The 23,484-nt window shown below is 56.1% G+C and carries 19 protein-coding genes; 3 read left to right on the forward strand and 16 right to left on the reverse strand.

Features of this window, described 5'->3' with window-relative positions:
* Positions 1-6 precede the first annotated feature (6 nt).
* The 11 genes from HEQ60_RS07850 to HEQ60_RS07900 all read right to left on the reverse strand — a co-directional run bounded on the left by HEQ60_RS07850 (position 7) and on the right by HEQ60_RS07900 (position 15,385).
* A complete protein-coding gene (locus tag HEQ60_RS07850; RefSeq protein WP_168071167.1) occupies positions 7-582 on the reverse strand; it encodes a lipocalin family protein in 576 nt (191 codons plus the stop codon).
* 107 nt (positions 583-689) lie between these two features.
* Complete coding sequence (gene pta, locus HEQ60_RS07855; protein ID WP_168071168.1) at positions 690-2,798, reverse strand: phosphate acetyltransferase; 2,109 nt, start codon at positions 2,796-2,798, stop codon at positions 690-692.
* A gap of 12 nt (positions 2,799-2,810) precedes the next feature.
* Positions 2,811-4,025: an acetate/propionate family kinase gene (locus HEQ60_RS07860; protein WP_168071169.1), complete on the reverse strand. Its 1,215-nt coding sequence runs from the start codon at positions 4,023-4,025 to the stop codon at positions 2,811-2,813.
* 63 nt (positions 4,026-4,088) lie between these two features.
* Positions 4,089-4,871: a pyruvate formate-lyase-activating protein gene (pflA, locus tag HEQ60_RS07865; RefSeq protein ID WP_245183839.1), complete on the reverse strand. Its 783-nt coding sequence runs from the start codon at positions 4,869-4,871 to the stop codon at positions 4,089-4,091.
* 25 nt (positions 4,872-4,896) lie between these two features.
* Positions 4,897-7,155, reverse strand: a complete 2,259-nt coding sequence (gene pflB / locus HEQ60_RS07870) for a formate C-acetyltransferase (RefSeq protein ID WP_168071170.1) — start codon at positions 7,153-7,155, stop codon at positions 4,897-4,899.
* A gap of 57 nt (positions 7,156-7,212) precedes the next feature.
* Positions 7,213-9,015, reverse strand: a complete 1,803-nt coding sequence (locus HEQ60_RS07875) for a carbon starvation protein A (RefSeq protein WP_168071171.1) — start codon at positions 9,013-9,015, stop codon at positions 7,213-7,215.
* A gap of 187 nt (positions 9,016-9,202) precedes the next feature.
* A complete protein-coding gene (btsR, locus tag HEQ60_RS07880; RefSeq protein WP_168071172.1) occupies positions 9,203-9,910 on the reverse strand; it encodes a two-component system response regulator BtsR in 708 nt (235 codons plus the stop codon).
* Positions 9,907-11,589, reverse strand: a complete 1,683-nt coding sequence (locus HEQ60_RS10895) for a histidine kinase (protein ID WP_168071173.1) — start codon at positions 11,587-11,589, stop codon at positions 9,907-9,909. The genes btsR and HEQ60_RS10895 overlap by 4 nt, the downstream gene beginning before the upstream one ends.
* Positions 11,590-11,852: 263 nt before the next feature.
* The gene (locus HEQ60_RS07890) at positions 11,853-12,821 is read right to left on the reverse strand and encodes an ABC transporter substrate-binding protein (protein ID WP_168071174.1); all 969 of its coding nucleotides are present in this window, start codon (positions 12,819-12,821) and stop codon (positions 11,853-11,855) included.
* The gene (locus HEQ60_RS07895) at positions 12,818-13,798 is read right to left on the reverse strand and encodes an ABC transporter substrate-binding protein (RefSeq protein WP_168071175.1); all 981 of its coding nucleotides are present in this window, start codon (positions 13,796-13,798) and stop codon (positions 12,818-12,820) included. Before HEQ60_RS07895 ends, HEQ60_RS07890 begins: the two co-directional genes overlap by 4 nt.
* A gap of 162 nt (positions 13,799-13,960) precedes the next feature.
* A complete protein-coding gene (locus HEQ60_RS07900; protein WP_168071176.1) occupies positions 13,961-15,385 on the reverse strand; it encodes an FAD-binding oxidoreductase in 1,425 nt (474 codons plus the stop codon).
* A gap of 194 nt (positions 15,386-15,579) precedes the next feature.
* Between HEQ60_RS07900 and HEQ60_RS07905 the strand changes: the two genes are divergently transcribed.
* On the forward strand, positions 15,580-15,825 hold the full coding sequence (locus tag HEQ60_RS07905) for a DUF2061 domain-containing protein (RefSeq protein ID WP_168071177.1): 246 nt from the start codon (positions 15,580-15,582) through the stop codon (positions 15,823-15,825).
* 46 nt (positions 15,826-15,871) lie between these two features.
* Here the strand turns inward: HEQ60_RS07905 and HEQ60_RS07910 are convergent, their stop codons facing one another.
* The 4 genes from HEQ60_RS07910 to HEQ60_RS07925 all read right to left on the reverse strand — a co-directional run bounded on the left by HEQ60_RS07910 (position 15,872) and on the right by HEQ60_RS07925 (position 19,087).
* Positions 15,872-16,846: an L-threonylcarbamoyladenylate synthase gene (locus tag HEQ60_RS07910; RefSeq protein WP_168071225.1), complete on the reverse strand. Its 975-nt coding sequence runs from the start codon at positions 16,844-16,846 to the stop codon at positions 15,872-15,874.
* Positions 16,847-16,862: 16 nt separating this feature from the next.
* Positions 16,863-17,630 carry a 3'(2'),5'-bisphosphate nucleotidase CysQ gene (cysQ, locus tag HEQ60_RS07915; RefSeq protein WP_168071226.1) on the reverse strand — a complete coding sequence of 256 codons (768 nt, stop codon included), beginning with the start codon at positions 17,628-17,630 and terminating at the stop codon, positions 16,863-16,865.
* Between the two features lie 74 nt (positions 17,631-17,704).
* A complete protein-coding gene (locus tag HEQ60_RS07920; protein ID WP_168071178.1) occupies positions 17,705-18,637 on the reverse strand; it encodes an AEC family transporter in 933 nt (310 codons plus the stop codon).
* A 54-nt stretch (positions 18,638-18,691) separates the two neighbouring features.
* Complete coding sequence (locus tag HEQ60_RS07925) at positions 18,692-19,087, reverse strand: hypothetical protein (RefSeq protein ID WP_168071179.1); 396 nt, start codon at positions 19,085-19,087, stop codon at positions 18,692-18,694.
* A gap of 241 nt (positions 19,088-19,328) precedes the next feature.
* On the opposite strand from HEQ60_RS07925, the gene HEQ60_RS07930 reads away from it, so the two are divergent.
* Positions 19,329-20,837, forward strand: coding sequence for a leucyl aminopeptidase (locus HEQ60_RS07930; RefSeq protein ID WP_168071180.1), 1,509 nt, complete (start codon positions 19,329-19,331; stop codon positions 20,835-20,837).
* Between the two features lie 146 nt (positions 20,838-20,983).
* A complete protein-coding gene (locus HEQ60_RS07935; RefSeq protein ID WP_168071181.1) occupies positions 20,984-22,729 on the forward strand; it encodes an acyl-CoA dehydrogenase in 1,746 nt (581 codons plus the stop codon).
* 27 nt (positions 22,730-22,756) lie between these two features.
* On the opposite strand, the gene HEQ60_RS07940 is transcribed toward HEQ60_RS07935, so the two are convergent.
* Complete coding sequence (locus HEQ60_RS07940; RefSeq protein WP_168071182.1) at positions 22,757-23,416, reverse strand: hypothetical protein; 660 nt, start codon at positions 23,414-23,416, stop codon at positions 22,757-22,759.
* Positions 23,417-23,484: the final 68 nt, after the last annotated feature.

A 23,484-nucleotide genomic window follows, 5' to 3' on the forward strand; every position in this document is an offset into this window, starting at 1 on the left:
GACCCATCAGGGGATGGGCGGCTGTTGGGTAAGCACCAGCTTCGAGACCGGATACCCCAGACGCTCTGCCTTACCCTTGAGGATCTCGTACTGGGATTTACTCATCGTCGGGGTGCGCGACAGTATCCAGAGATAACGCCGGTCAGGAGAGCCAACGACGGACCACCGATAGCCTGCATCAAGAGCAAGGACCCAGTACGCTCCCTCAGTAAACGGAAAGAAGCTGACAAACAGACGGGATCCATCCGGCTGCAAGGGATCGAGATGCGCAGTTCCCTTTGCTTCCCGCTCCCGTCCACGGAAAGACTCGTGCAGGCAGCGGTTTGTCACCTCTATGGTTCCGTCAAAGGTCTTCTCGTACTTGGCTGTGGTTGCCACACACCCCTCCTGGAACGGAGCAGGCAACGAGGCAATTTCATACCAGGTTCCCATATAACGATCCATGTCAACCGGGCCAGCCGTTGGCGGAGCGTTCACGGGAGGGACTTTCGGGCCACACCCGACAAGCAGGCCAGAAACCACGACAGCTACAAATCCGTACCGCTTCATCGCAACACCCTCCACCCGGTTCAGCAGGATCACGGTAGATACGGATTCCACTGAAAATCAACGGTATTATCCAGTAGAAACAAAAAAGAGCCGGATTTTTCTTAAATCCGGCTCCATCCCTATCCATCGGATATTCGGGATTACGACTTGTCCGCTTCCGCAGACTGCGCCCCGGCCTGAATAGCCGTCAAAGCAATGGTGTAGACAATATCATCGACCAAAGCACCACGGGACAGGTCGTTAACCGGCTTGCGCAACCCCTGAAGCATCGGGCCGACGCTGATTACACCGGCAGAACGCTGAACCGCCTTGTATGTTGTATTGCCGGTATTCAGATCCGGGAACACAAAGACCGTGGCACGCCCGGCAACCGGACTGTCCGGGGCCTTGCTCCGGGCTACACTCTCGACACTGGCCGCATCGTACTGCATGGGGCCATCAATGGTCAGGTCCGGACGACGGGACCGGGCCAGCTCGGTGGCTTGCCGTACCTTCTCGACATCATCCCCGCTGCCGGATGTACCGGTTGAATAGGAAATCATCGCCACACGGGGATCAATACCAAAAGCCCGCGCAGAATCTGCCGACTGAATGGCAATATCAGCCAGCTGCCCGGCATCGGGGTCTGGATTGATGGCACAGTCGCCATAAACCAGAACCTGGTCCGGCATCAGCATGAAAAAGATGCTGGAGACAATACTAGCACCCGGTGCGGTCCGAATTAACTGAAGCGCCGGACGTACCGTGTTGGCTGTTGTATGGACCGCTCCGGATACAAGGCCATCGACCTCGTCCAAAGCAAGCATCACGGTACCCAGCACAACCGTATCTTCCAACTGTTGCGCTGCCTGCGGTGCGGTCAATCCCTTGCCCTTGCGCAGCTCGACCAGCGGGTCCACATAGCGGTCACGGACAGACTCCGGATCAACGATCTCCAGACCATCGGGCAATTCCAGACCACGCGCAGCCGCCACTTCGCGGATACGACCGGGATTCCCCAACAGAACACAGCGGGCAATCCCCTTGCGATGGCAAACCACCGCAGCCTCCAGCGTCCGGGGCTCGTCTCCCTCGGGAAGAACAATCCGCTTGTCGGCCTTCCGGGCTTCCCGGATCAGACGGTAACGGAAAGCTGGAGGTGACAAGCGAAGCTCGGAGGGTTCACCGATTATACGACGCAAAGGTCCGGTATCCAGACGACCGGCCACAAAATCGATCACCTGCTCCATCTGCTCGAAGTCATCGGCAGCAACCCCGCTGGCCAGACGGGACAGGGCAGAAGCCACAGCAAAGGTATCCTCCTTCGCCATAACAACCGGCAAGGTACCGGAGCTGGGCGGCATGACCAGATCGGCAACCCGCGGCGATAATGTCCCTCCACCGGTCAACAACAACCCGGACAGGGGAACTCCCCTCTGGTTGGCAAGAGCCGTAGCCAAGGCAATGTCACCACGGTCACAGTGACTGACGACCAGGGCACCGGGACCAAGGCGGGAAATACAGGTCTCGGACTCACCCGCCGCCACAACGATACTGCGCACCCGGGAAGTTTCCAAAGCTCCGTGATGCAGCACGGTCAGATCCAGGGCCCGCACCACGTCGGACAGACGAGGGGCCAGCAGCCGCGGCTCCCACGGGACAATACCGATCAGCGGCGTTGAAACCTCGACCTTCTCCATGGCGGTCCGCAAAGCCGAAGCATCAACATCCGCGGCATGCTTGTTGACCAGAACCCCGACCGGGGGACGGTCTGCAGCGGGAAGGCGAACAGCCTTGGCCACAGAAGCAGCCAAGGCATCCACGCCCTGGTTCTGTCCGGGGACAACAACAATACGACCAGCATCCAGGCTGCGGCACATGGCCGCGTTAAGGGCCGTTGCCATGCCACTGCCATTCAGGGGCAAGAGCCCTTCCAGGACAACAACGTCAACGCCGGAGGCAACCGCCTCGACAATCGTGACAACCTCCTCCATCAGACCGTCGATATCCCCGGCCGTAAAACGCGCCTCCGCCACATCAAAGGGTATGGAAGACGCCACTTCGGCCAGACAAAGCTGACGGGCAAACTGGGCCGACGGATCGGCCAGGTCGCCCTCGGGAACCGGACCCGTGGAATCCGGCTGGGCCACCGGCTTGGCAAAGGCAACCTTCAGACCGCTACGCTGAAACGCGCGGGCCAACCCCAAAGCCGCAGAGGTCAGCCCTGCATCGCGGGTGGTCGCAGAAAGAAAAAATGTTTTGGAGGACACGCTTACTCCCCCTCACGCTGGACCAGAAGAGGACTGGACCAACGCCAGTGCATCGCTGGCAATCATCCATTCCTCGTTGGTTGCCACAACGGCAACCACCGGCCTGTTGCCGGCAGAAATGACACCGGCCCGGCCCCGCACAGCCGCATCGTTTGCTGCCACATCCAAAGTCAGACCGAAAACACCAAGACGAGCCACCGTATCGCGGCGGATCAGGGACGAATTTTCGCCAATACCGCCTGTAAAGACCACAGCATCCAGCCGGGGAAGAGACGTCGCCAAGGCACCGATCGAACGCGCCAGACGGTGAACGAAAACGGCCAACGCCAACCTGGCCCCGGCATGCCCCTCGGCAGCAGCCTGCTCTAAGGTCCGGCAATCGTTGGACAAACCCGACAGACCCAGCAACCCGCTTTCCCGGTTCAGAACGCGGTCAATTCCATCCAGATCAAGCCCTTCACAACGAGCCATATGCAGAACCGCACCGACATCGACATCGCCACACCGGGTACCCATGACCAAACCTTCCAGCGGCGTCATACCCATAGAGGTATCAACGCTACGTCCGTTCAGGATGGCCGAAGCCGAAGCCCCGTTGCCAAGGTGCGCAATCACAATCCCGTGATCATCCGGATTGAGATCCAGCATCTCAACTGTCTGTGCAGCCACAAACCGATGACTGGTCCCATGGAAGCCATACCGGCGCACACCATGCTGGCGATAGAATCGCTCCGGCACCGCATAGGAAAAGGCTGTTTCCGGCATGGTTTGATGGAAAGAGGTATCAAAAACAGCCACATGAGCCACATCCGGCAAGGCTTCCATGGCGGTGCGAACCCCCAGAAGGTTAGCCGGATTATGAAGGGGGGCCAACGGGGTACAGGCCTCGATATCGGCCAGAACTTCGGGTGTAATCACGGCCGAAGCACAAAACCGCTCTCCTCCGTGCACAATCCGGTGCCCGACAGCCGTGACACGGCCAAGAAGCCCCTGCTCCCCCAAAATTCCCAAAATAGACGCCAGAGCCGCATCATGACCCGGCCCGGACAAGGCCACCGTCTGGCTTTCTCCATCATGGATCCGGTATTTCAGGCGGGCCTCCGGACTGCCCAGGCATTCTGCAAGGCCTGACAGCTCGGGATCCTGGCTGCTTCCGGCAAAAACCGCGAATTTCAGCGATGAACTACCGCAGTTGATGACCAGAACCAGATTTTGGGTATCGCTCATAACAAAAACTTGCCTCGTCGCAGGGCCGGCACAGGATCATGATCCAGCCGGAACAGAAAAAAATCAGTAAACGGTCAAACCATAAGCCGCAAAGCGTTTGCGGGCGGCATTGGCCTGCTCCGCTGTCGGAACCGGGGTATCCGCCAGGGGGTAGTCCATATCAAGCGACTCCCATTTGGAAGCACCCAGCTGATGAAATGGAAGAACCTCAACACGTTCGACCAAAGGACCAAGAGACACCAGGAAAGCTCCCAGCCGGTCGATATCCTCTTCCCCGTCGGTCACACCGGGAACCAGCACATACCGGATCCACATCCGCTTGCCAAGTCGAACCAGACGCCGGGCAAAATCAAGGGTGGGTTGCAATGGCTGGCCAACAAGCTGTTGGTAGGCATCCGGGTCGCTGTGTTTGATGTCCAGCAGGACAAGATCAACCGGATCAAACCAGTCATCATCCACACCGGCATGCAGAAAACCCTGGGTATCAAGCGCACAGTGCAGGCCGAATTCATCCTTCAGGCGCCGCAACAGGGCACCGGCAAAAGCCGCCTGCATCAACGGCTCCCCACCGGACAGGGTCACCCCGCCGCTGCGCTTGAGAAAGCGGGCATAGGGGCTGACCTCGGCGACCGCCTCGTCCAGTGTGACAAGGCGGCCATTATGAAGCTTCCAGGTATCCGGATTATGGCAATACGAACACCGGAACAAACATCCTGACAAAAACAGAACGACGCGCATCCCCGGTCCGTCAACCGCCGCCCCGGTTTCCACCGAATGCAGATAGCCACAGGGAGTATCTCCGCCGGGAGCAACCGGAACATGGGGGCGGGTCAGGGACATAGGCATACGCGTCATTCTCCGGGTAACAAGTTTACATGGCGCCGTGGAAAGTGCGGTTGATCACATCAAGCTGCTGTTCACGGGTCAGCTTGACGAAGTTCACCGCATAACCCGACACGCGAACGGTCAGCTGGGGGTACAGCTCGGGGTGCTCCATCGCCTCAACCAAAGTGTCGCGATTGAACACGTTGACGTTGACATGGAAGCCTCCAGCTTCGGCAAAACCATCCAGGCAACCCGCCAAGTTGGCAGCTCTCTCGTCCGGGGTACGGCCAAGGGAGTCCGGAGTGGCCGAAGCCGTCCAGCTGATGCCGTCCAGGGCAGCGTCATACGGCAGCTTGGCAACCGAAGCGCCCGCAGCCACAAAGCCCTTGGTATCGCGACCGTTCATCGGGTTGGCACCCGGGGCAAACGGCTCGCCGGAACGACGCCCGCACGGGGTATTCCCGGTTTTCTTGCCGTATACCACGTTGGACGTGATGGTCAGCACAGACTGTGTCGGCATGGCATTGCGATAGAAGACCGGCTGGGCCGCCACCTTCTTCATGAAGGTCTCCGTCAGCCAGACAGCAATGCTGTCAACACGGTCATCATTGTTGCCATAGGCCGGGTAGTCACCTTCGATCCGATAATCAACCGCCAGCCCGCGCTCATCACGGACAACATGAACCTTGGCATGACGAATGGCAGACAGGGAGTCCGCCGCAACAGACAGGCCGGCAATACCACAGGCCATGGTCCGCAGGATGTCACGATCATGCAGGGCCATTTCGATCCGCTCGTAGGAATAGCGGTCGTGCATGTAGTGAATGCAGTTCAGAGCCTTGACATACGTCACAGCCAGCCAGTCCATGGTCTTGTCGAAGTGCTTCATCACCTCGTCATAGTCAAGAACATCAGACGTGATCGGCTCCATGCCCGGGGCTACAGTCTGGCCGGTCTTTTCGTCAACACCACCGTTGATCGCGTACAGCAGGGCCTTGGCAAGGTTGGCACGCGCACCAAAGAACTGCATCTGCTTTCCAATACGCATGGCAGAGACACAGCAGGCAATGCCATAGTCATCGCCCCACTTCGGACGCATCAGGTCATCGTTCTCGTACTGGATGGCGCTGGTGTCTGCTGAAACCTTGGCGCAGAACAACTTGAACCCTTCGGGCAGGCTGGTGGACCACAGGACCGTCAGGTTAGGCTCCGGGGCCGGACCCAGGTTGTACAGGGTATTCAGGAAACGGAAGCTGTTGCGGGTGACCAAGGGACGCCCGTCCTCAGCCATGCCACCAACGCACTCGGTCACCCAGGTCGGATCACCGGAGAACAGCTGGTCGTATTCCGGCGTACGCAGGAAGCGGACAATACGCAGCTTGATCACCAGATCGTCGATCATCTCCTGAGCCTGCTCTTCGGTCAGGGCACCGGCTTCGATATCGCGCTGAATGAAAATATCGAGGAAGGAAGACACACGGCCGAAGGACATGGCCGCACCGTTCTGTTCCTTCACAGCCGCCAGATAGGCCATGTAGGTCCACTGGATGGCTTCACGGGCATTGGCTGCCGGACGGCTGACATCAAAGCCATAGCGGGCCGCCATCTCCTGGAGCTCGCCAAGGGCACGCCACTGTTCGCTCAACTCTTCGCGCAGGCGCAGCACGTCCTCGGTAAAGCTGTGGTTATCCAGCTCATGGAACTCACGCTGCTTGTCCTGGCGCAGGAAATCGACGCCGTAAAGGGCAACACGACGATAGTCACCGATAATGCGGCCACGACCATAGGCATCGGGAAGGCCAGTGATCACACCGCTCTTGCGGGCAGCCAGAATATCGGGGGTGTAGGTGTCGAATACGCCCTGGTTATGCGATTTGCGGTACTTGCCCCAAATCTCCTGGACAGCCGGATCAATTTTGAAACCATAGGCCTCAAGACCGCTCTCGACCATACGCAGACCCCCGTTGGGCATAATAGCCCGCTTCAGGGGGGCGTCGGTCTGCAGACCGACAATAATCTCGCTGTCCTTGTCAATATAGCCGGGATCGTGGGCAAGGATCGAGGACGGACGATCCGCAGAAACATCCAGCACACCCTTTTCGCGCTCAAGCTTCAGCAGTTCGCCAAGCTTGTCCCACAACGCCTTGGTCCGCTCTGTCGCACCGGCCAGAAAGCTGTCATCTCCTTCATAGGGGGTGACGTTACGCAGGATAAAGTCGCGCACATCGACTTTTTTCTGCCACTCACCATCCCGGAAACCGGACCAGCACAGGGCAAAGGCATCGTTTTTGGATTGAACACTCATTACTCTCTCCTTTGGAGCAGCCCGGGCAGCCAACACAAGACTGCCCGGGTAACCGGTCTATTCGGCCGCAGCGGGTCCGAATGCCGGGGCTTTTGCAGCCCGTAGCATTTCAGCCCACTTGCGAATGGCCGAAATCAGGATCACGACCCCAAGTCCCATCATGATAAGCGAGAGACCTGCATTGAACGGGCTGTAACCCCGTGCCGTTTCATTCAGATAAACATTCTCTATCATCCAGAAAGCAGCATAGTTGACAGTGACAAACAGGTACGCCAAAGGCACCAGGCAGGTCAGCACATAGATGCGCTTCTGCGAGAGCCTCAGGATAATTGTTGCACCGATAATCAGACCCACAGTGGCCATCAGCTGGTTGGACACCCCGAACAGGGCCCAAACCGAGTTGATATCACCGGAGTTAAGAAGGTATCCCCAAGCCAGGCAGGCCAGGGCACTGGCACCAATGGCACCCGGAGCCCAGTCGATCCGCTTCAGGGGTGCCCACAAGCTGCCGCCGAAATCCTGGATCAGGTAACGGGCAACACGGGTCCCGGAATCAACCGCCGTAAGGATAAAGACGGCCTCGAACATGATCACGAACTGGAAGAAATACGACGACAAGGTCGAGAACCAGGGAATTTTCGTGAAGATGTACGTCATGCCAACGGCCAAGGTCACCGCACCGCCGGTACGCCCGGCCAGGTCGATGCCAATAGCCTCGGACAAGCGCGGCAGTTCGACCACATCCATGCCCAGCGCCGCAAACACTTCCGGCTTTGCATTAATGGCGAAATAGTCCGCCACAGGCAGGGAGGTTGCAGCAACCAGGGCCATAACCGCAACCAGGCACTCCACCAGCATGGCACCAAAAGCGACCGGACGAATATCAGACCACTTGTCCACCAGCTTCGGTGTTGTTCCTGATCCGATGAAGGCATGGAAACCAGAGATCGCACCACAGGCAATGGTAATCGAAATGAAGGGCCATACCGGACCGGACAAAACCGGGCCGCCGCCATGAATAAACTGGGTAAAGGCCGGAAACTGAATCGTCGGGTTGATGAACACAACGCCAACAACCAAGGCACCAAACACCCCGATCTTCATGAAACTGGACAAATAACCGCGTGGGGTCAGCAGCAGCCAGACAGGCAATGCACTGGCAAAGAATGCATAGATCGGCAGCGACAAGGCAACCGTATCAACATGCAGGCTAAGCCATTCACCGACCAGCGTGCCCTGAATATAAGGACCAGCCACGACAGAGGCCAGGATCCCGGCCAGACCAGCCCACGTCGCTGCACGGGCATGCCCCGTAATCCGCTCGAACAGGCCAACAAAGATGGCAATCGGCACCGTCATGGCCACAGCAAACGTCCCCCAGGGGTTCCGCTCCAGGGCATGAACCACGACCATCGACAGACCGGACATGGTGATAGTGATAATAAACAGCATGGCCAGACCGGTACACACACCGGCAACGGGACCAAGCTCGGCCTTGGCAATTTCAGACAGGGATGTTCCGTTATGCTTCATCGAAGCAAAAAGAACGACCGTGTCATGTACAGCACCACCGACAACAACGCCGACCAGCAGCCATACAAAACCAGGGAAATAACCAAACTGGGCTGCCAGAACCGGACCAACCAGGGGACCAGCAGCGGCAATGGCAGCAAAGTGCTGCCCGGCATTTACCCATTTACGAGTCGGCACATAGTTCCTGCCATCGGCAAGCTTGTGAGCCGGCGTGATCTGCGAATCATCTGCGCCCAGAACGTTTTTGACGATAAAAACACCGTAAAAACGATAACATATGGCAAGAACACAGATGGCCACGATCACGAAGGTCAGGGCATTTTCCATAGACTTTCTCCGTGACTATGGTTGTTGATGAAACCTTATCTTTTTTATGGCTTTTTGGGGGCACACAAACAGCAAGCGGCTTGATAAAACTGCCAGCGGCAGAAAAACAGCTGCGAGCGGTTCTGAAAAAAAACAAGCCCCCGCCCCCGACGGAACACACACAGGCCCACGCCAGGAAAAGACCGGGTCATGCTATACCAAGATGCTCTTTGAGCAACCCAAGGAAACGCCGGCTGACCGGTACCGTGTGATTACTGCATGTTTCAATCAGGGCACCCCCTCCGTCGCACAGGGCAATATCGCGGATATGATCAGGGTTGATCATATACTGGCGATGGCAACGAATAAGCGGTGTACGTTCCTCCATGGTCCGAAGGGTCAGCTCGGTAAAATGCTCCACACCGTCTGTTGTCATCACATAAACCCCGCCGGGCCTGGAAACAGCAGCCTCAATTTCCTCAACCTTGAACAAACTGATCCGATGCAGCCCAGAGCAGGGAATCCGCAGCAACGGGCGCGTAACAGAAGGCATGGAGCGGTTCTTGTCCCGCAAGGCATCCAGGGTTTTCTGCAACCGTAATTTCTCAATCGGCTTGAGAACATAATCAAAGGCCCGCCCTTCAAAGGCCTGCAAGGCATAATCCTCATGGGCTGTCAGGAAGATGATCCGGGGCATACGTTGCGGATCAAGCATAGACAAAAGCTCAATACCGCTGATCCGGGGCATCAAAATATCCAGGAAGACCGCATCCGGCGAGGTCCGGTTGATAGCAGCCAGGGCATCAACCGCATTGCCGCACTCACCAATGACCTCTACGTCACATTCATCCAGAAGAAGGTCCTTCAATGCATCACGCGCCAAAGGTTCATCATCAACGAGCAGAACACGGATCATGCGGCAACACTCCGCTTGCACCCCAAATCCTGGATACTGGGCACAGATACCGGAATAGAGAGGGTAGCCCGGGTTAACGTTCCCGGCAGGCATGTCATATCAAGCGCACCGCCCCCACTACCAATCTTCTGCCGTACAAGGCCAAGGCCCATACCCTTCACCACAGAAGAGCCGCCCTCACGGTAAAGCCCAGCGCTGTCTTCCACCGCTATAACCAGGTGACCTTCTCCACGGTGTGCCCGAATACGGACAGTACAAGGCCCCAGGCTCTGGGAAACAGCATGCTTGATGGCATTCTCCACCAGTGGCTGCAGCACAAAAGAGGGAATACTGTCCCGATACAGGTCATCCGGGACGCATATCTCCAGCTTCAGACGATCTGCAAAACGTGCCTGCTCGATAGCCAGATAGCTGGTCACATGCTCCAGTTCATCTTCCAAAGATGTTTTTTGCCACGGACGATCCAGATTACGGCGCAACCATGCCGCAAATTTCTGGATCAGAAGACGCGCACGGTCAGGGTCATGACGAACAACGGCAGCCGTTGTATTCAGGGCATTAAACAGAAAATGAGGATTAAGCCGGGCCCGTACCAACTCTTCCCTGGCTTCCTCAAGCATACGCGCCTGCTGCGCACCACGCTCCGCAGTCCATGCCGACAAGAGCAATGCCCCAACCATCTCCGTCAAGGTTACAACGTACGAAACGCACGGATGATAATCAGAAACAAAGAGCACCAGATGCCCACTGCATTCTTCTTCCTCATTGCCAAAAGGTATGACCAAAATGGAATCAGACCCCAGACAACGAGCAGGCAACCGCATCTGGAAGGGCTGCGTTAGATCCTTGCAGGGCGCTATATCGTCAGTACAAAATGAATTGGGAACTTCACCCGCGCTGGCCAAGACATGCAGCTCGCCTGTTATGCAAACACCATTGACGCCAAGACCTTGCCATAGAAGCGTTGCAACAGAAGCCGCACGCCTGGAATCAAGGATCGGGAACAGCCCCTGAAGCCTGCCTGCAAGATCCTGCGCCTTGTTCCATGCGGCAGTCACATCAAAATGGGCAGCACGTAGACGTACTCTGAAGACAGACACAAAGCCAGCAATAGAAACAACCTGCACCAGAAAGGTAAATGCGGCGGCAAACAGTAAAGACGGTTGATCAGGCCCGATCCGATCTGTTGCCAACAGGATAAGCATATAATGCAGGGACACAGGCAGAAGCGTCGCCAGAGGAATCACGAGCAGATTGGACAAACAGGGAAAAGAATCCCGATAACGCATGCACAGGTAGCACACTATTCCAGCCAGAAGCCCGCATGCCGCCATTGAAAATGCAGTAACGATGTCATAAAGCCCCAGACCATAAAGACACAGAGAGCTGGTCACCGCTACGGCACCTGCCGCAATAAAACCATGCAGAAGACTGGCTATCACCACGGCGGCTATGGGTAAAGCGACCCAATGGGGACCAAAACAAGCTGCATCAAGCCACCCGCACAAAACAGACAGGAACGCAGCCCCGGACACAAGCACGGTCTTGTGTGGCCATGCCGGATATGGCGTGCAGACTGAAGATAAAAGAAAGGTGGCTCCCAAAACCCAAGCCAACAAGGCGTAACCCGAGACCTGCTCCACCAACACGATAACCAAAGAAGAAAGATCGGGGAGCACAGGTGCGCCTCCATAACTTACGCCAAGACCGCAAGCCGCAGTACTTCTGCACACCCGGGCCTGCGCATCCTGCCCCAATACCCATAAAATAAAACAGGACTTATTTGCAGGACTGCCATCTCGATATGAGATGGCAGTTCATCTATCACCATAATATCAATATGTTACATTCAAAAGTCGGATAATGCGCGCCACAAGAAAAACACTCAAGATTAATTTATTATATCAAATAAATACAATAAGAGTAGATATGAACCCAACCGTCAGGGCAAAACAACAGCTCCATCAGGAATCGTGGCCTTGTGCAGATCCGCTGCTGCTTTTGAAACAATCAGATGGGGCTTGGGCAGAACAATAGGTAGCATCGATGCATCCTGTCCTTTGAAAACAGCCAACGCTATTTCAGCCGCAGCGCGCCCAATATCCTCAGCCAGCGGAGCCCAGGTTGCCAGCCACCCTTTCCGTACAGGATCCTCGCCAGAAGCAAAAAGCGGTATACGGGAACCAATAGCCTGATGAATATCCGCAGCTTGTGAAATCAGATAGCTGTCGGTTCCGATAAACAGGGCATCCGCACTCAATTCACCGGACGAGATACTAACCAAGGCACGTTCAAGCGCATCCGTCCCCGGGGCAACCCGGCGTTCCAGCACCTCCACCCCGGCTGGTCCTGCCCAGCCCCGCACCTGATCAGCAAACAAGTTGGCATTGCTCTCCCGCGCGTTGAACAGAAGGAATAACCGCTTGATAGGCACCAACCGCGACAGGGCATCAAGCTGCGCGTTGACAGGAACCCCAATCGTAACGCCCGTCACATTGCCACCAGGAATTTTCACGGAGTGGACAAGGCCGGCCCCTACAGGATCAAAGACATTGACGAAAAGAACCGGCACAGCTCCACGAACGACCTGCACCGTCATCTGACACGCTGTTGTCCCGAAGCAATAGACAATATCAAACTTTTTGCCCGCAATATCTTCCTGCAAGGCCCGTATCTTCTCGCCAAGCACAGCCCGGTCCTGCTTGGACAAAATTTCGGTATACGTTACCGAGTACCCATCCTCTTCGATCTTGGAGCGGAATGACTGCTCAACCGCCGTAACGCCACGCCACAGAACCATCAGAATGGCCTTCTGCTCTGCAGCTGCAGCAGAAAAAGACGAGACAGAGCTGGCCAGCCCAAAACAAACAGCAGCCGAGAACCATAACAGCGTTGAACGGAGAATCATCATGGAACAGCCTTTTCTGTCACACCCCCCGGACCAGGAACACCGGTGGGAAACACGATATTGTGCCGCTTGGCAGCCGCTGCATCAAAAAACAACTGCGGCTTGGGCATCCGAACCTCCTCAAGCCCCGGGTCTATCCCCTTGCTCAACACATCCAAAGTCAGATCTGCGGCCATACGGCCGATTTCAGCTTCATCCGGAGCCCAAGCAGCAACCCAGCCGGCCCGCACCAACTCATGACGACCTGCCAAAAGGATAATACGTTCCCCCACCGTTTCTGCAATTTCTTGTCCTCGTGACGTCACATAGCTGTCATCAGAGACAAACAGTACATCGGCAGCAAGTTTCCCGATGAAAAGGTCAGAAATGACTTCATCAAGGCTTATACTGCCAGGAACAACACGCCTTTCCTCGACACGAATTCCCTCTTTCTCGGCCCAGTCCATCACAGCATTGCGGGAGAGGATCGAGTTGTATTCACGTGGATTATAGAGGAAAAGGAGGCTGTTGAAGCGAACAAGACCACGCAAAACAGAAAGCTGTTCCCCAACAGCAACTCCTCCTTTCACGCCACCCGTTCCAAGCCCGGGAACAACCAAGGAATTGGCAACGCCAGTCCCTACCGGGTCCATAACATTGGCAAACACAATAGGAACATCACCCCGCACGACCTGCTTCGCCACCATACAGGCCATCGACTCTGAACAATAAATCAAACGAATCTGCCCGCCATCAAATTGGCTGCGCAGTTTACGCAAACCATCAACCAAACGCCCCCGGTCTTGCTCCGCAGACAGAACTGTAACCTGATGCGGTATACCGGAATGGTTCATACGGTCCCGCCATGCGCTCTCGACAGCGGTTTCACCACGCCACAGCAGCATCAGAATATGGTGTTCAGACGCAAAAGCTCCCCCGAATGCCGGGGCCAGAAGCCAAGCCGACAGAGCCGCAGCAAGTGTCCTGTGCCACCTGGCCATTACGTCCCGACCGACCCTTTCTCACGGATTCCCACCACTCTCCAACGATAACTGCCACAGGACAAACTGCCCCGAACTTTTGAGGCAGCCTGTCTGAATGGTGACAGCAGGATACAGAACCAAGGATAGATCAGCCGAGAAGCCCTTATTCGCAGACAAGCACTATACCCGATCGCTGCAAAGAATAACGCCGGGATTAAGAATATCTTGGGGATCAAGGGCCTTCTTGATCCTGCGCATCATATCAATTTCTTCATCTGCCTTATAACGAAGCATCTCATCAACCTTGAGACGTCCTATGCCGTGCTCGGCGGAAAAAGACCCACTCATATCAGCAACAATGTCGTGGACAATCCGGTTCAAATCTTCCCACTTAGCAAGGAAATCAGCTGAAGACATCATCTCAGGTTGAGTCAGATTAAAATGGATATTGCCATCCCCGACATGCCCGAATGGACACGGCCTGATCCCTGGAACAGCTTGAGATACAGCCTGCATAGCCCGCTCCAGAAATTCTGGCACACTGGCAATGGGAACGGATATGTCGTGCTTGACTGAAGCACCCTCATGCTTCTGGGCCTCGGGCAGTCCTTCACGCATTCTCCAGAATGCAGCGTCCTGCCGCCCGCTTTCGGCAATGACCGCATCGCCGATCAATGCCTGATCAAACGCTTCTTCCAGAAAGCGCTCAAACACTGTGCGCAAATCTGTTCCGGCCCGGGTGGTTGAAAACTCAACTAGGACATACCATGGCCAAGGAGACTCAAAAGGATCGGTAACGCCATCAAGATGACGGCATGCCAGCTCAAGAGAGAAACGAGCCATAAGTTCAAAGGCACTGACCTGATCACCCGAGAGAGAGCGCGCCAAAGCCAGAAGATGAGGAACAAAGCGGACATCGGGAACAGCACACAGCGCTGTCTGCTTTTCCAGCGGGCGGGGGAAAAGCTTCAGAACAGCGGCGGTAATAACGCCAAGCGTCCCCTCCCCACCGATAAACAAATGTTTCAGCGCATAACCCGTATTATCCTTTCCAAGACGCTTCAGGCCATTCCATATCCGCCCGTCTGCTAGGACAACTTCCAGTCCCAGGCACAAATCACGTGCGTTACCATAGCGCAAGACGTTCAAACCTCCGGCATTGGTTGCCAGATTACCACCAATCTGGCAGGAGCCCTGCGCGCCAAGCGACAAGGGGAAAAAGCGATCTGCGTCCAATGCAGCCTTCTGGATCGTTTCCAGAACTACGCCAGCTTCCACGGTCATGGTAAAATTGACAGGGTCCACAGAGCGAATCCGGTTCATGCGCCCCAGTGACAGAATGATCTGACCGGCATCAGAAACGGCACCGGCACACAGGCCTGTGTTACCGCCTTGGGGCACAAGGCTTAATTCGTGGCGGGCACACAGCTGTACGACGGCAGAGACCTGATCAACCGAAGATGGGCGCACGACAAGCGATGATGCACCACGATACCGCCCACGTTCCTCACGCAGGAACGGATCAAGGGCCTCAGGATCAACAAGAACACCCTCTGCCCCGACGACAGAATACAGTTCGGACAAGATATGATCAGCTATAGACACAGAAGGTACCCCGAGCCCTATTTTATGAAATCAGGGATTATATGTTGGTTCTCATATACCGCAATCCCCACAACAGCAAGAATGGTGTATCTTGGCATGTCTCAATCATACAAAGAGAAAATGCTTTCTGGAATCATGCAAAGAAATACGGCATGCTAATGGAAATACTGTCCTTGTGAGTGGAGCACCGCAGCATGCGTGATATCCTGAAAACGGGTAGTTTTGCGGTCCTGCATTTCAGTGTTGGCTTTGCCATCACCTATCTTCTGACAGGTTCCATCGCCATTGCGACGGGGGTTGCCCTACTGGAACCAACCGCCAATACCATTGTATTCTACTTTCACGAGAAGGTGTGGAACAAGTTCTCCCCGCAATCCAAGGTCATTGGTGCATGCGGTGGACACAAGCGACTGGCCGAAGAACCGTTCGGAACACGCTGACCGGAACCTGCACCAGCCATAACCAAGACTGGTGCAGGCCCTGTAATCAGCCGAAAAAACCCTGACGGGGATCACGCGGGGCAGCTGCACGTCGCAAACGATCGTTGATCGCCAATCCCAAACCATGATCGGGAATAGGCATCACGGCAATGCCGGCCCAACCGGCAGCATCCAGCTCGAACAACATGGCAAAAAGATTGGCAGCAGCTTCAACCAAATCCCCGGAAGGGGACAGGTTAAGCGTAGAACCCGCTGTAAGGCCGGCAGCACCAAAACCAAGCAATGCCTCCCCCGGACCTGCCGACACAGCATCAAGGCGAACGGGACAAGAAGGAGCATAATGCGACAAAAGCTGACCTGGGCTATGCGGTGCCACATCATTGTCAACCTCCCACACCAGCGGCCCAAGAACAGATTCCAACCGTTCCCGTGAAATCCCCCCGGGACGCAGCAAGGCAGGCTGACGCCCTGTCAAATCTACAACCGTACTTTCCACCCCGACACCACACGCTCCCCCATCCAGAACCATATCAACACGGTCACCCAAGCTGGCAACAACATGAGCAGCAAGCGTCGGGCTGATAGATCCCGAACGGTTGGCCGAAGGCGCAGCAACCGGGTGCCCGCATTCGCGCAGAAGGGCAAGAGCCAGGGGGTGATCCGGTACACGAACGGCAACACTGGGCAGACCCGCTGAAACCAGCGGAGAAAGAGAGCACCCCTCACGCCGCGGCAAAACAAGGGTTAGTGGCCCGGGCCAGAAGGCAGCCATAGCCAGTCGGGCCCGTTCATCACAGTGAACCAAGGACACCAAGGATTCCGGATCCGGTACATGACAGATCAAGGGGTTGAACGATGGCCGTCCCTTGGCCTCGTAAATGCGGGCAACAGCACGGTCCTGGGTTGCGTCGGCACCAAGGCCATAGACTGTCTCAGTCGGAAACGCGACCAAGCTACCTGAACGAAGGAGACCTGCTGCAGCCGTCAGCGCTGTCGGATCAGAAAATGGGATAACAGGCATCAGGACAGAACCCGCATCACAAGCCGGAAGCGATAAAGCCCGGATTGCCAAAACCCGGCTTGCCATAGACAAAAGGTGCACCGTCAAAACAAGTCATGCGCCCGCCGGCAGCCAAAAGAACAGCATGGCCCGCACAGGTATCCCACTCGCTGGTAGGACCAAAGCGGGGATAAACATCAGCCGTTCCTTCTGCCAGACGACAAAACTTCAGCGAACTGCCGGCGTGCACGATACCGGCAACAGCCTTGTCGGCAAGCCAGGCAGAAAGAGCGTCTCCCTTGGCATGGGAACGACTGGAAAGCACGGTCAGTCCTTCGGCACCGGGGGCACGACACTGCAAACGTTCCGGCGGGTTATCACCCGTATACCGAAAGGCACCACCGGAGCCATAGCCGAGATACAGCACATCCGAAACCGGAAGGTATACAATCCCGAAGACGGGGCGTTGCCTTGAAACCAATCCGACATTGACAGTGAACTCGCCGTTTCTTCGCACAAACTCTTTTGTGCCATCCAAAGGATCAACCAGCCAAAACGGGCCATTACCCACGGAAGGGCAATCCCCCGCAGCCACAGCTTCTTCGGCTACGACGGGAAAATCCGGCGTCAAATCACGCAGGACTGGAACCAGGATATCCTCGGCAACGCGATCTGCCGCCGTCACAGGCGAATCATCGTCCTTTTGCAGGACAGCAAAATCACTTTCGTAAATCCCCATAATCGCAGATCCAGCCTTGCGAACAACCGGTATCAAACTATCGGCAAGAAAGCGAAAATCGGGCATATCAGTCACAGAAGTCTTCCATTATCTGGTGTTCACAAGCCTCTTTCCTCTTCATGGTCCTGAAAAGAGGGCTTCTACAGCATATCGGCTACAAGAACCGTGGTCGGCAGGGTAAAAAAGGCCAAGATCATTTGCAAAGATATTATGCGGGCCATAAGCGGAGCATCCCCCCCCATCTGCCGGGCAAGCACATATGCCGAAGGCGGGGCCGGCAAAGCGAGCATAAGAATAACCACCGCACGCACCATACCTTCCAGCCCCAGCAGATGCGCCGCTAACACCCCACCGGCAGGCATAATCAAGAGCCTGAGCAGAGAAGATAACGCCTCCATTAACCAACTTGCACCCAGCGGACCAAACCGCAGCCCGGAGCCAGCCACCAACAAGGCCATGGGCACAGCGGCCGCTCCGGCAAAACCCAGCCCATCCATAAGGCCGTCAGAAACGGAAATGATCCCCGTTCCAAAAGCCCAGCCAATAACACAGGCCCAGATCAGCGGGTTACGTGCCAAGGCCAAGGCTATCTTGAGGAAAAGAGGCCACCTTCCCTGCGCCTGCACCAAAGAAACCGATAAAGTACCAACGCACAGCACATTGAATAAAATGACCGTTACGCCAGCGGCAGCTGCAACCAAGGTCAGACCGGGCGGCCCCCACAAGCCTTCGGCAACACCCAGAGCAATAAAGGTATTTCCACGAATAACCCCTTGGAAAACAGACGTAAAAGCCGCACGATCACAGGTCGGAAACAGAACAGGAACAGCCCACAGGGCCAGCGTCATACACAGTGATACCCCCAGAATACCACTTGCCATCCCTCCGATTACCGCAGGCTCAGGCGGGCGGTGACCCAAAGTATGGATCAGGAAGGAAGGGATAAGAATATAGTAGGTCATCCACTCCAGGGCGGACCAGATCCTTGGGGAGACAAAGCCTGCCGCACGTACGCTGTATCCAAGCCCCAGCAGCATCACCACAGGCAACAGGGCACCGAACACAACGAACACAGCGATTTCCTTACCTTAACTGGCTGATGTAGCTATAACACGCTCACTCAAGACTTACCGGCACTTGGAAAAACGTGTCAATTGGCCGGAAGCATACGTGTATTTACGCATCTCTGCCCCTACAACCGTAAACAGGAAGTCAGGGCTGTCATTAGGCTCAAACCGCTGCAGTTTGAAGGAAACACTGCCACTTCCCGGCTGCCAGGAATACTTGCCACGGGCATAGCCCCAGTCGGTGGCAGCCTTGCGCCAACGATAGCCGCCGGAGGAAAAGATCATCAGCAAGCTGCCACTGTCCTCACACCTCTGCCCGGCCTTTACCCAAGACCCTTCAAGATCAGGCGAAACATCATTACGCCAGCTGTAGGACTGTGCAAACACACCATCTACAGACATGATGACAATCCAGAATGCAGTCAGGAACAACAACACAGCATATCGGATGCGCATATCAAAGACCTCCCCCAAGAGCCGGGCAAGAGCTTAGGGCACATGGCTGCAAAATTCCACCATCCGTCGTGCCTTTATTTTCACGCAACATTCAAGAATTTCGCGGCCGTACCGGCAGTTATACCTTTTCAGGAATCCGGAAAGGGGTAAATATCCACAAGAACTTCGATTTTCACGGCCACAATGGCTTCTGGTTTCACAGGTCGGCTTATGGCCCCGGACAAGCACAGAGAGACAGACAATGAAAATAAGCTTTGCCAAACCTGCCCTGCCTGCCTCGGGTACAATCGTTGTCGGTATTCTTGCCGGGCGCAAATTAACCGCAACGGCCCGTTCCCTGGACAAATCTGGCGGAGGACACCTGAGCCGGGCCATGGAAGCCGCTGCCTTTGAAGGGCGGGCCGAGCAGACACTGACCATTCTCGCACCAGCTGGCAGCGGCTTGTCCCGCCTTGTTCTTCTGGGCATGGGGGAAGCCGCGAAGCTGGATACGGCCGCGTTCGAACGGCTTGGCGGAGCCACATGGTCGGCCATAGCCAATACAAAGGACAAAGACGTCACGCTAGTTGTCGATGCTCTCCCCGGATGCAATGTCCCCATCGCACAGGCGGCAGCACACATGGCCATAGGGGCTCTTCTGCGCTCTTACCGGTTTGATCGCTACCGGACCGAAGCGACAGAAAAGAAGGATGACAAGCCACAAGTTGGCAAGTTGATTGTTTCAACCGCAGACCATGATCTGGCCAAAAAAGCCTTTGCCCCGATGGAAGCCGTGGCCGAAGGCGTGTTCCTGACCCGCGACCTGCAGAGTGAACCCGCCAATATCCTGGGACCGGTTGAATTCAGCGAAGAATGCCAGAAACTGGAAAAGCTGGGCATCAAGGTCAGTGTCCTGACTGAAAAAGAGATGAAGAAACTGGGCATGAATGCCCTGCTGGGCGTCGGGCAAGGCTCTGCCCGCGGCAGCAGAACCGTGATTCTGGAATGGAACGGCGGCAAGGCCAAAACGCCACCTTTGGCCATTATTGGCAAGGGCGTCTGCTTTGACAGCGGCGGAATCTCCATCAAGCCAGCCGGCGGCATGGAAGACATGAAGTGGGATATGGGCGGAGCCGGCGTGGTGACCGGGCTGATGGCAGCCCTGGCCCGGCGCAAGGCCAAGGCCAATGTGGTTGGCTTCCTCGGCTTGGTCGAGAATATGCCATCCGGCACAGCCCAGCGCCCGGGGGACGTTGTCCGGTCCATGAGTGGCCAGACCATCGAAGTCATCAACACCGACGCGGAAGGGCGGCTGGTGCTGGCTGATGTCCTGACCTATGCCCAGCGTAAGTACAAACCGGCCACTATTATTGATCTTGCGACCCTGACCGGAGCCATCATCATTGCCTTGGGGATGGAGCACGCCGGCCTGTTTTCCAACGACGACACACTGGCCGGACAGCTGGCCAAGGCCGGACAGGAAACAGGGGAAAAACTGTGGCGCCTGCCGATGGGAGACAGCTACGACAAGCTTATAAAATCAGACATAGCCGACATGAAAAACGTCGGCGACGGTCGTGGTGCCGGCTCCATTACGGCCGCCCAATTCCTAGCCCGTTTTGTAGAAAACGGAACACCATGGGCACATCTGGACATCGCCGGAACAACCTGGACCAACAAGGATCTGCCCCTTGCATCCAAGGGCGCGACAGCGTTCGGTGTACGCCTGCTGGATCGCTACATCGCTGAACATATTGAAAACAAGCGCTGACAGAATGAATCACCCCCGCCACACAGTGTGCGGGGGTGATCATCATCTGGGAAAACAGGAAAACATACCCTTTTACTTGCATGAATTAACTTGATCCTGCACCCTTCCCGGGAAGGCCTGATGACAGGGATGTGCCAGGAGGAAACATGGCTGACTACACTGCCCCTCTGAAAGAGATCATGCATTCCATGAAAGTAGTCGGGCTGTCGGATATCACAGCACTACCTGCCTACAGCGACGCAACGGATGATCTGGTACAGGCTGTGCTGGAAGAAGCAGGACGGCTGGGCAGTCAAGAACTGGCACCACTGAACAGCCTTGGTGACCGCATGGGGTGCCGTCTTGAGAATGGCACGGTTCATACCTTCCCGGAACTGCGGTCCTTTTATGCTCGCTACCGTGACGGGGGATGGAATGCCATTCCTTTTGATCCCGAATACGGGGGCCAAGGCCTTCCCTGGCTGGTTGGAGCCGGCGTACAGGAAATCTGGCAATCTGCAAACATGGCTTTTGGCCTGTGCCCCATGCTGAACCAAGGCGCAGTGGATCTTCTGGACGCCCACGGATCCGAAGAACAAAAGACCCTGTATCTGCCGAAAATGATCTCAGGCGAATGGACCGGCACCATGAACCTGACGGAATCACAGGCCGGGTCCGATCTATCACAGATCAAGGCCCGGGCCGTTCGGGAGGAGAACGCATACCGGATTACAGGCACCAAGATTTTCATCACCTATGGCGACCATGACCTGTCGGATAATATCATTCATATGGTTCTGGCCCGCCTGAACGATGCACCGGAAGGCGTCAAGGGAATCTCCCTGTTCCTGGTTCCGAAATATCTGGTCAACCCCGACGGCAGTCTTGGGAACCGCAATGACGTTGTCTGCACAGGACTGGAACACAAGCTGGGGATTCATGCCAGCCCGACAGCGGTCATGTCGTTCGGGGAACGCGAGGGAGCTGTAGGCTGGCTTGTCGGTGAAGAAAACAAGGGGCTGGCCTGCATGTTCACCATGATGAACAATGCACGTCTCAATGTCGGACTACAGGGCTATGCCATTGCGGAACGGGCCTACCAGCACGCCGCCTGGTATGCGCGGGAACGTGTCCAGTCCAAGCCCGTGGTGGGGGAGCACAAGGGACCAGCAACCATTATCCATCACCCCGATGTCCGGCGGATGTTGATGAACATGAAAGCCCGCACACAGGCCGGACGCCTGCTGACATTTTCGGCCATCGCAGCCAATGACAGGGCCATCAAGACAGCAGATCCCCATAAAGCAGCCGCATGGGCAGCACGGGTCGCGCTACTGACCCCCTTGGTCAAGCTATGGGGCACAGAGATCGGCGTGGATGTTGCCAACGAAGCCATTCAGGTCTTTGGCGGCATGGGCTTTGTAGAGGAAACAGGTGCAGCGCAGTTTTATCGTGATGCACGGATTGCCCCCATTTACGAGGGAACAAACGGCATTCAAGCCGCTGATTTTGTCGGCCGCAAGATTCAGAAAGACCAAGGGCGTGAAATGTTTGCGCTGATTAACGAGCTGCGTACAGCCCTTCCACGCCATGATGCCAGCCTGACGCCACCTCTCGAGAAAGCCCTAAAGGGACTTGAACGAACAACACGCTGGGCCTGCACTGCTTCGACAGCAGACGCCTATGCGGCGGCCCTCCCCTTTACCCGGCAGGCTGCCCTGACACTTGGTGGATGCTGGCTTGCCTTGTCAGCGACGCAGGCTCAAAACAGCGAAGATCAAGCTTTTGCGCAGGAGAAGACAACAACAGCCCTGTACTTCATCCGCCATATTCTTCCGCAGGTAGCAGCTTTGGAGGCCGATGCGACAGCAGGCGCCAACGCCCTGATGGCGATACCGGAAGAGGCCTTCTAGCCTGAAGGATCGGGGTATCCTCCCCTCTCAGAGGAGGGTGCAGTAGTAGAGTGCCTTGCCAAGAGCACTGGCACCATCGTTGCCGGCCACCTGCTCCAGTCGGGCACGTGTGATCTGTCCGGTCCACTGGTGCCTCTGGGACAGGATTTCCAGAATTGATGCACTGTTGGACGGCGTAAAGGCAACGCCTGCCTGTTTCCAGAGACACCGGCAGTCCAGCCTGGGCACAAGCTGCTCGCACTGTGCTACAACCTTCCCTGCCATATCATCCGTATATTCATTGGACGGCCTGGAGTTATAGGCTTTCAGCCACAATCCACCTCCAACCCCAAGTGTCAGGGCAATACCCAACGCAATAATGCGGATAAAGAAACCAAACTGCGAGGGACGACGGAGAGGCCGACCATGATGGTCATGGTGACCGTGATGACCATGGTGATGATCCGCCACATGATGATGGTCAGCCGCTGAAGGAGCATGGCTGTGATGATCATGGGCATGATGAGGCTGTGGATGCGTGGTACCGCCATGAGCCCCGAGACCATGTTGGCCGGAAGTCGGGTGACCATGGTGCCTGAGGCCACGATTGCCATGCTTGTCCGGTTTATGATGGTCCGGACCATGCTCCCCCGTGCCATGGCCGTGGTGATGAGCCCCACCGGAAGAATGGCTGTGATCCTTGGCCATATGCGCTCCCCCTGTATCACAAACCCTCCAAGTACAGCGTATTGTAGCACATCCTGCCCGAAACATGG

This window comes from Haematospirillum sp. H1815 (assembly GCF_012102705.1).
Classification (GTDB): Bacteria; Pseudomonadota; Alphaproteobacteria; order Rhodospirillales; family Rhodospirillaceae; genus Haematospirillum.

What these genes read in the sequence shown, in the direction of transcription:
- btsR (WP_168071172.1), bottom strand. Translation starts at nt 9,910, where the DNA reads ATGATCCGTGTTCTGCTCGTTGATGATGAACCTTTGGCGCGTGATGCA.
- HEQ60_RS07925 (WP_168071179.1), bottom strand. Translation starts at nt 19,087, where the DNA reads ATGCGCATCCGATATGCTGTGTTGTTGTTCCTGACTGCATTCTGGATT.
- HEQ60_RS07930 (WP_168071180.1), top strand. Translation starts at nt 19,329, where the DNA reads ATGAAAATAAGCTTTGCCAAACCTGCCCTGCCTGCCTCGGGTACAATC.
- pflA (WP_245183839.1), bottom strand. Translation starts at nt 4,871, where the DNA reads ATGCCTATGTCCCTGACCCGCCCCCATGTTCCGGTTGCTCCCGGCGGA.
- HEQ60_RS07940 (WP_168071182.1), bottom strand. Translation starts at nt 23,416, where the DNA reads ATGGCCAAGGATCACAGCCATTCTTCCGGTGGGGCTCATCACCACGGC.
- HEQ60_RS07935 (WP_168071181.1), top strand. Translation starts at nt 20,984, where the DNA reads ATGGCTGACTACACTGCCCCTCTGAAAGAGATCATGCATTCCATGAAA.
- HEQ60_RS07860 (WP_168071169.1), bottom strand. Translation starts at nt 4,025, where the DNA reads ATGAGCGATACCCAAAATCTGGTTCTGGTCATCAACTGCGGTAGTTCA.
- HEQ60_RS07875 (WP_168071171.1), bottom strand. Translation starts at nt 9,015, where the DNA reads ATGGAAAATGCCCTGACCTTCGTGATCGTGGCCATCTGTGTTCTTGCC.
- HEQ60_RS07905 (WP_168071177.1), top strand. Translation starts at nt 15,580, where the DNA reads ATGCGTGATATCCTGAAAACGGGTAGTTTTGCGGTCCTGCATTTCAGT.
- cysQ (WP_168071226.1), bottom strand. Translation starts at nt 17,630, where the DNA reads ATGCCCGATTTTCGCTTTCTTGCCGATAGTTTGATACCGGTTGTTCGC.
- HEQ60_RS07890 (WP_168071174.1), bottom strand. Translation starts at nt 12,821, where the DNA reads ATGATGATTCTCCGTTCAACGCTGTTATGGTTCTCGGCTGCTGTTTGT.
- HEQ60_RS07910 (WP_168071225.1), bottom strand. Translation starts at nt 16,846, where the DNA reads ATGCCTGTTATCCCATTTTCTGATCCGACAGCGCTGACGGCTGCAGCA.
- HEQ60_RS07895 (WP_168071175.1), bottom strand. Translation starts at nt 13,798, where the DNA reads ATGGCCAGGTGGCACAGGACACTTGCTGCGGCTCTGTCGGCTTGGCTT.
- pflB (WP_168071170.1), bottom strand. Translation starts at nt 7,155, where the DNA reads ATGAGTGTTCAATCCAAAAACGATGCCTTTGCCCTGTGCTGGTCCGGT.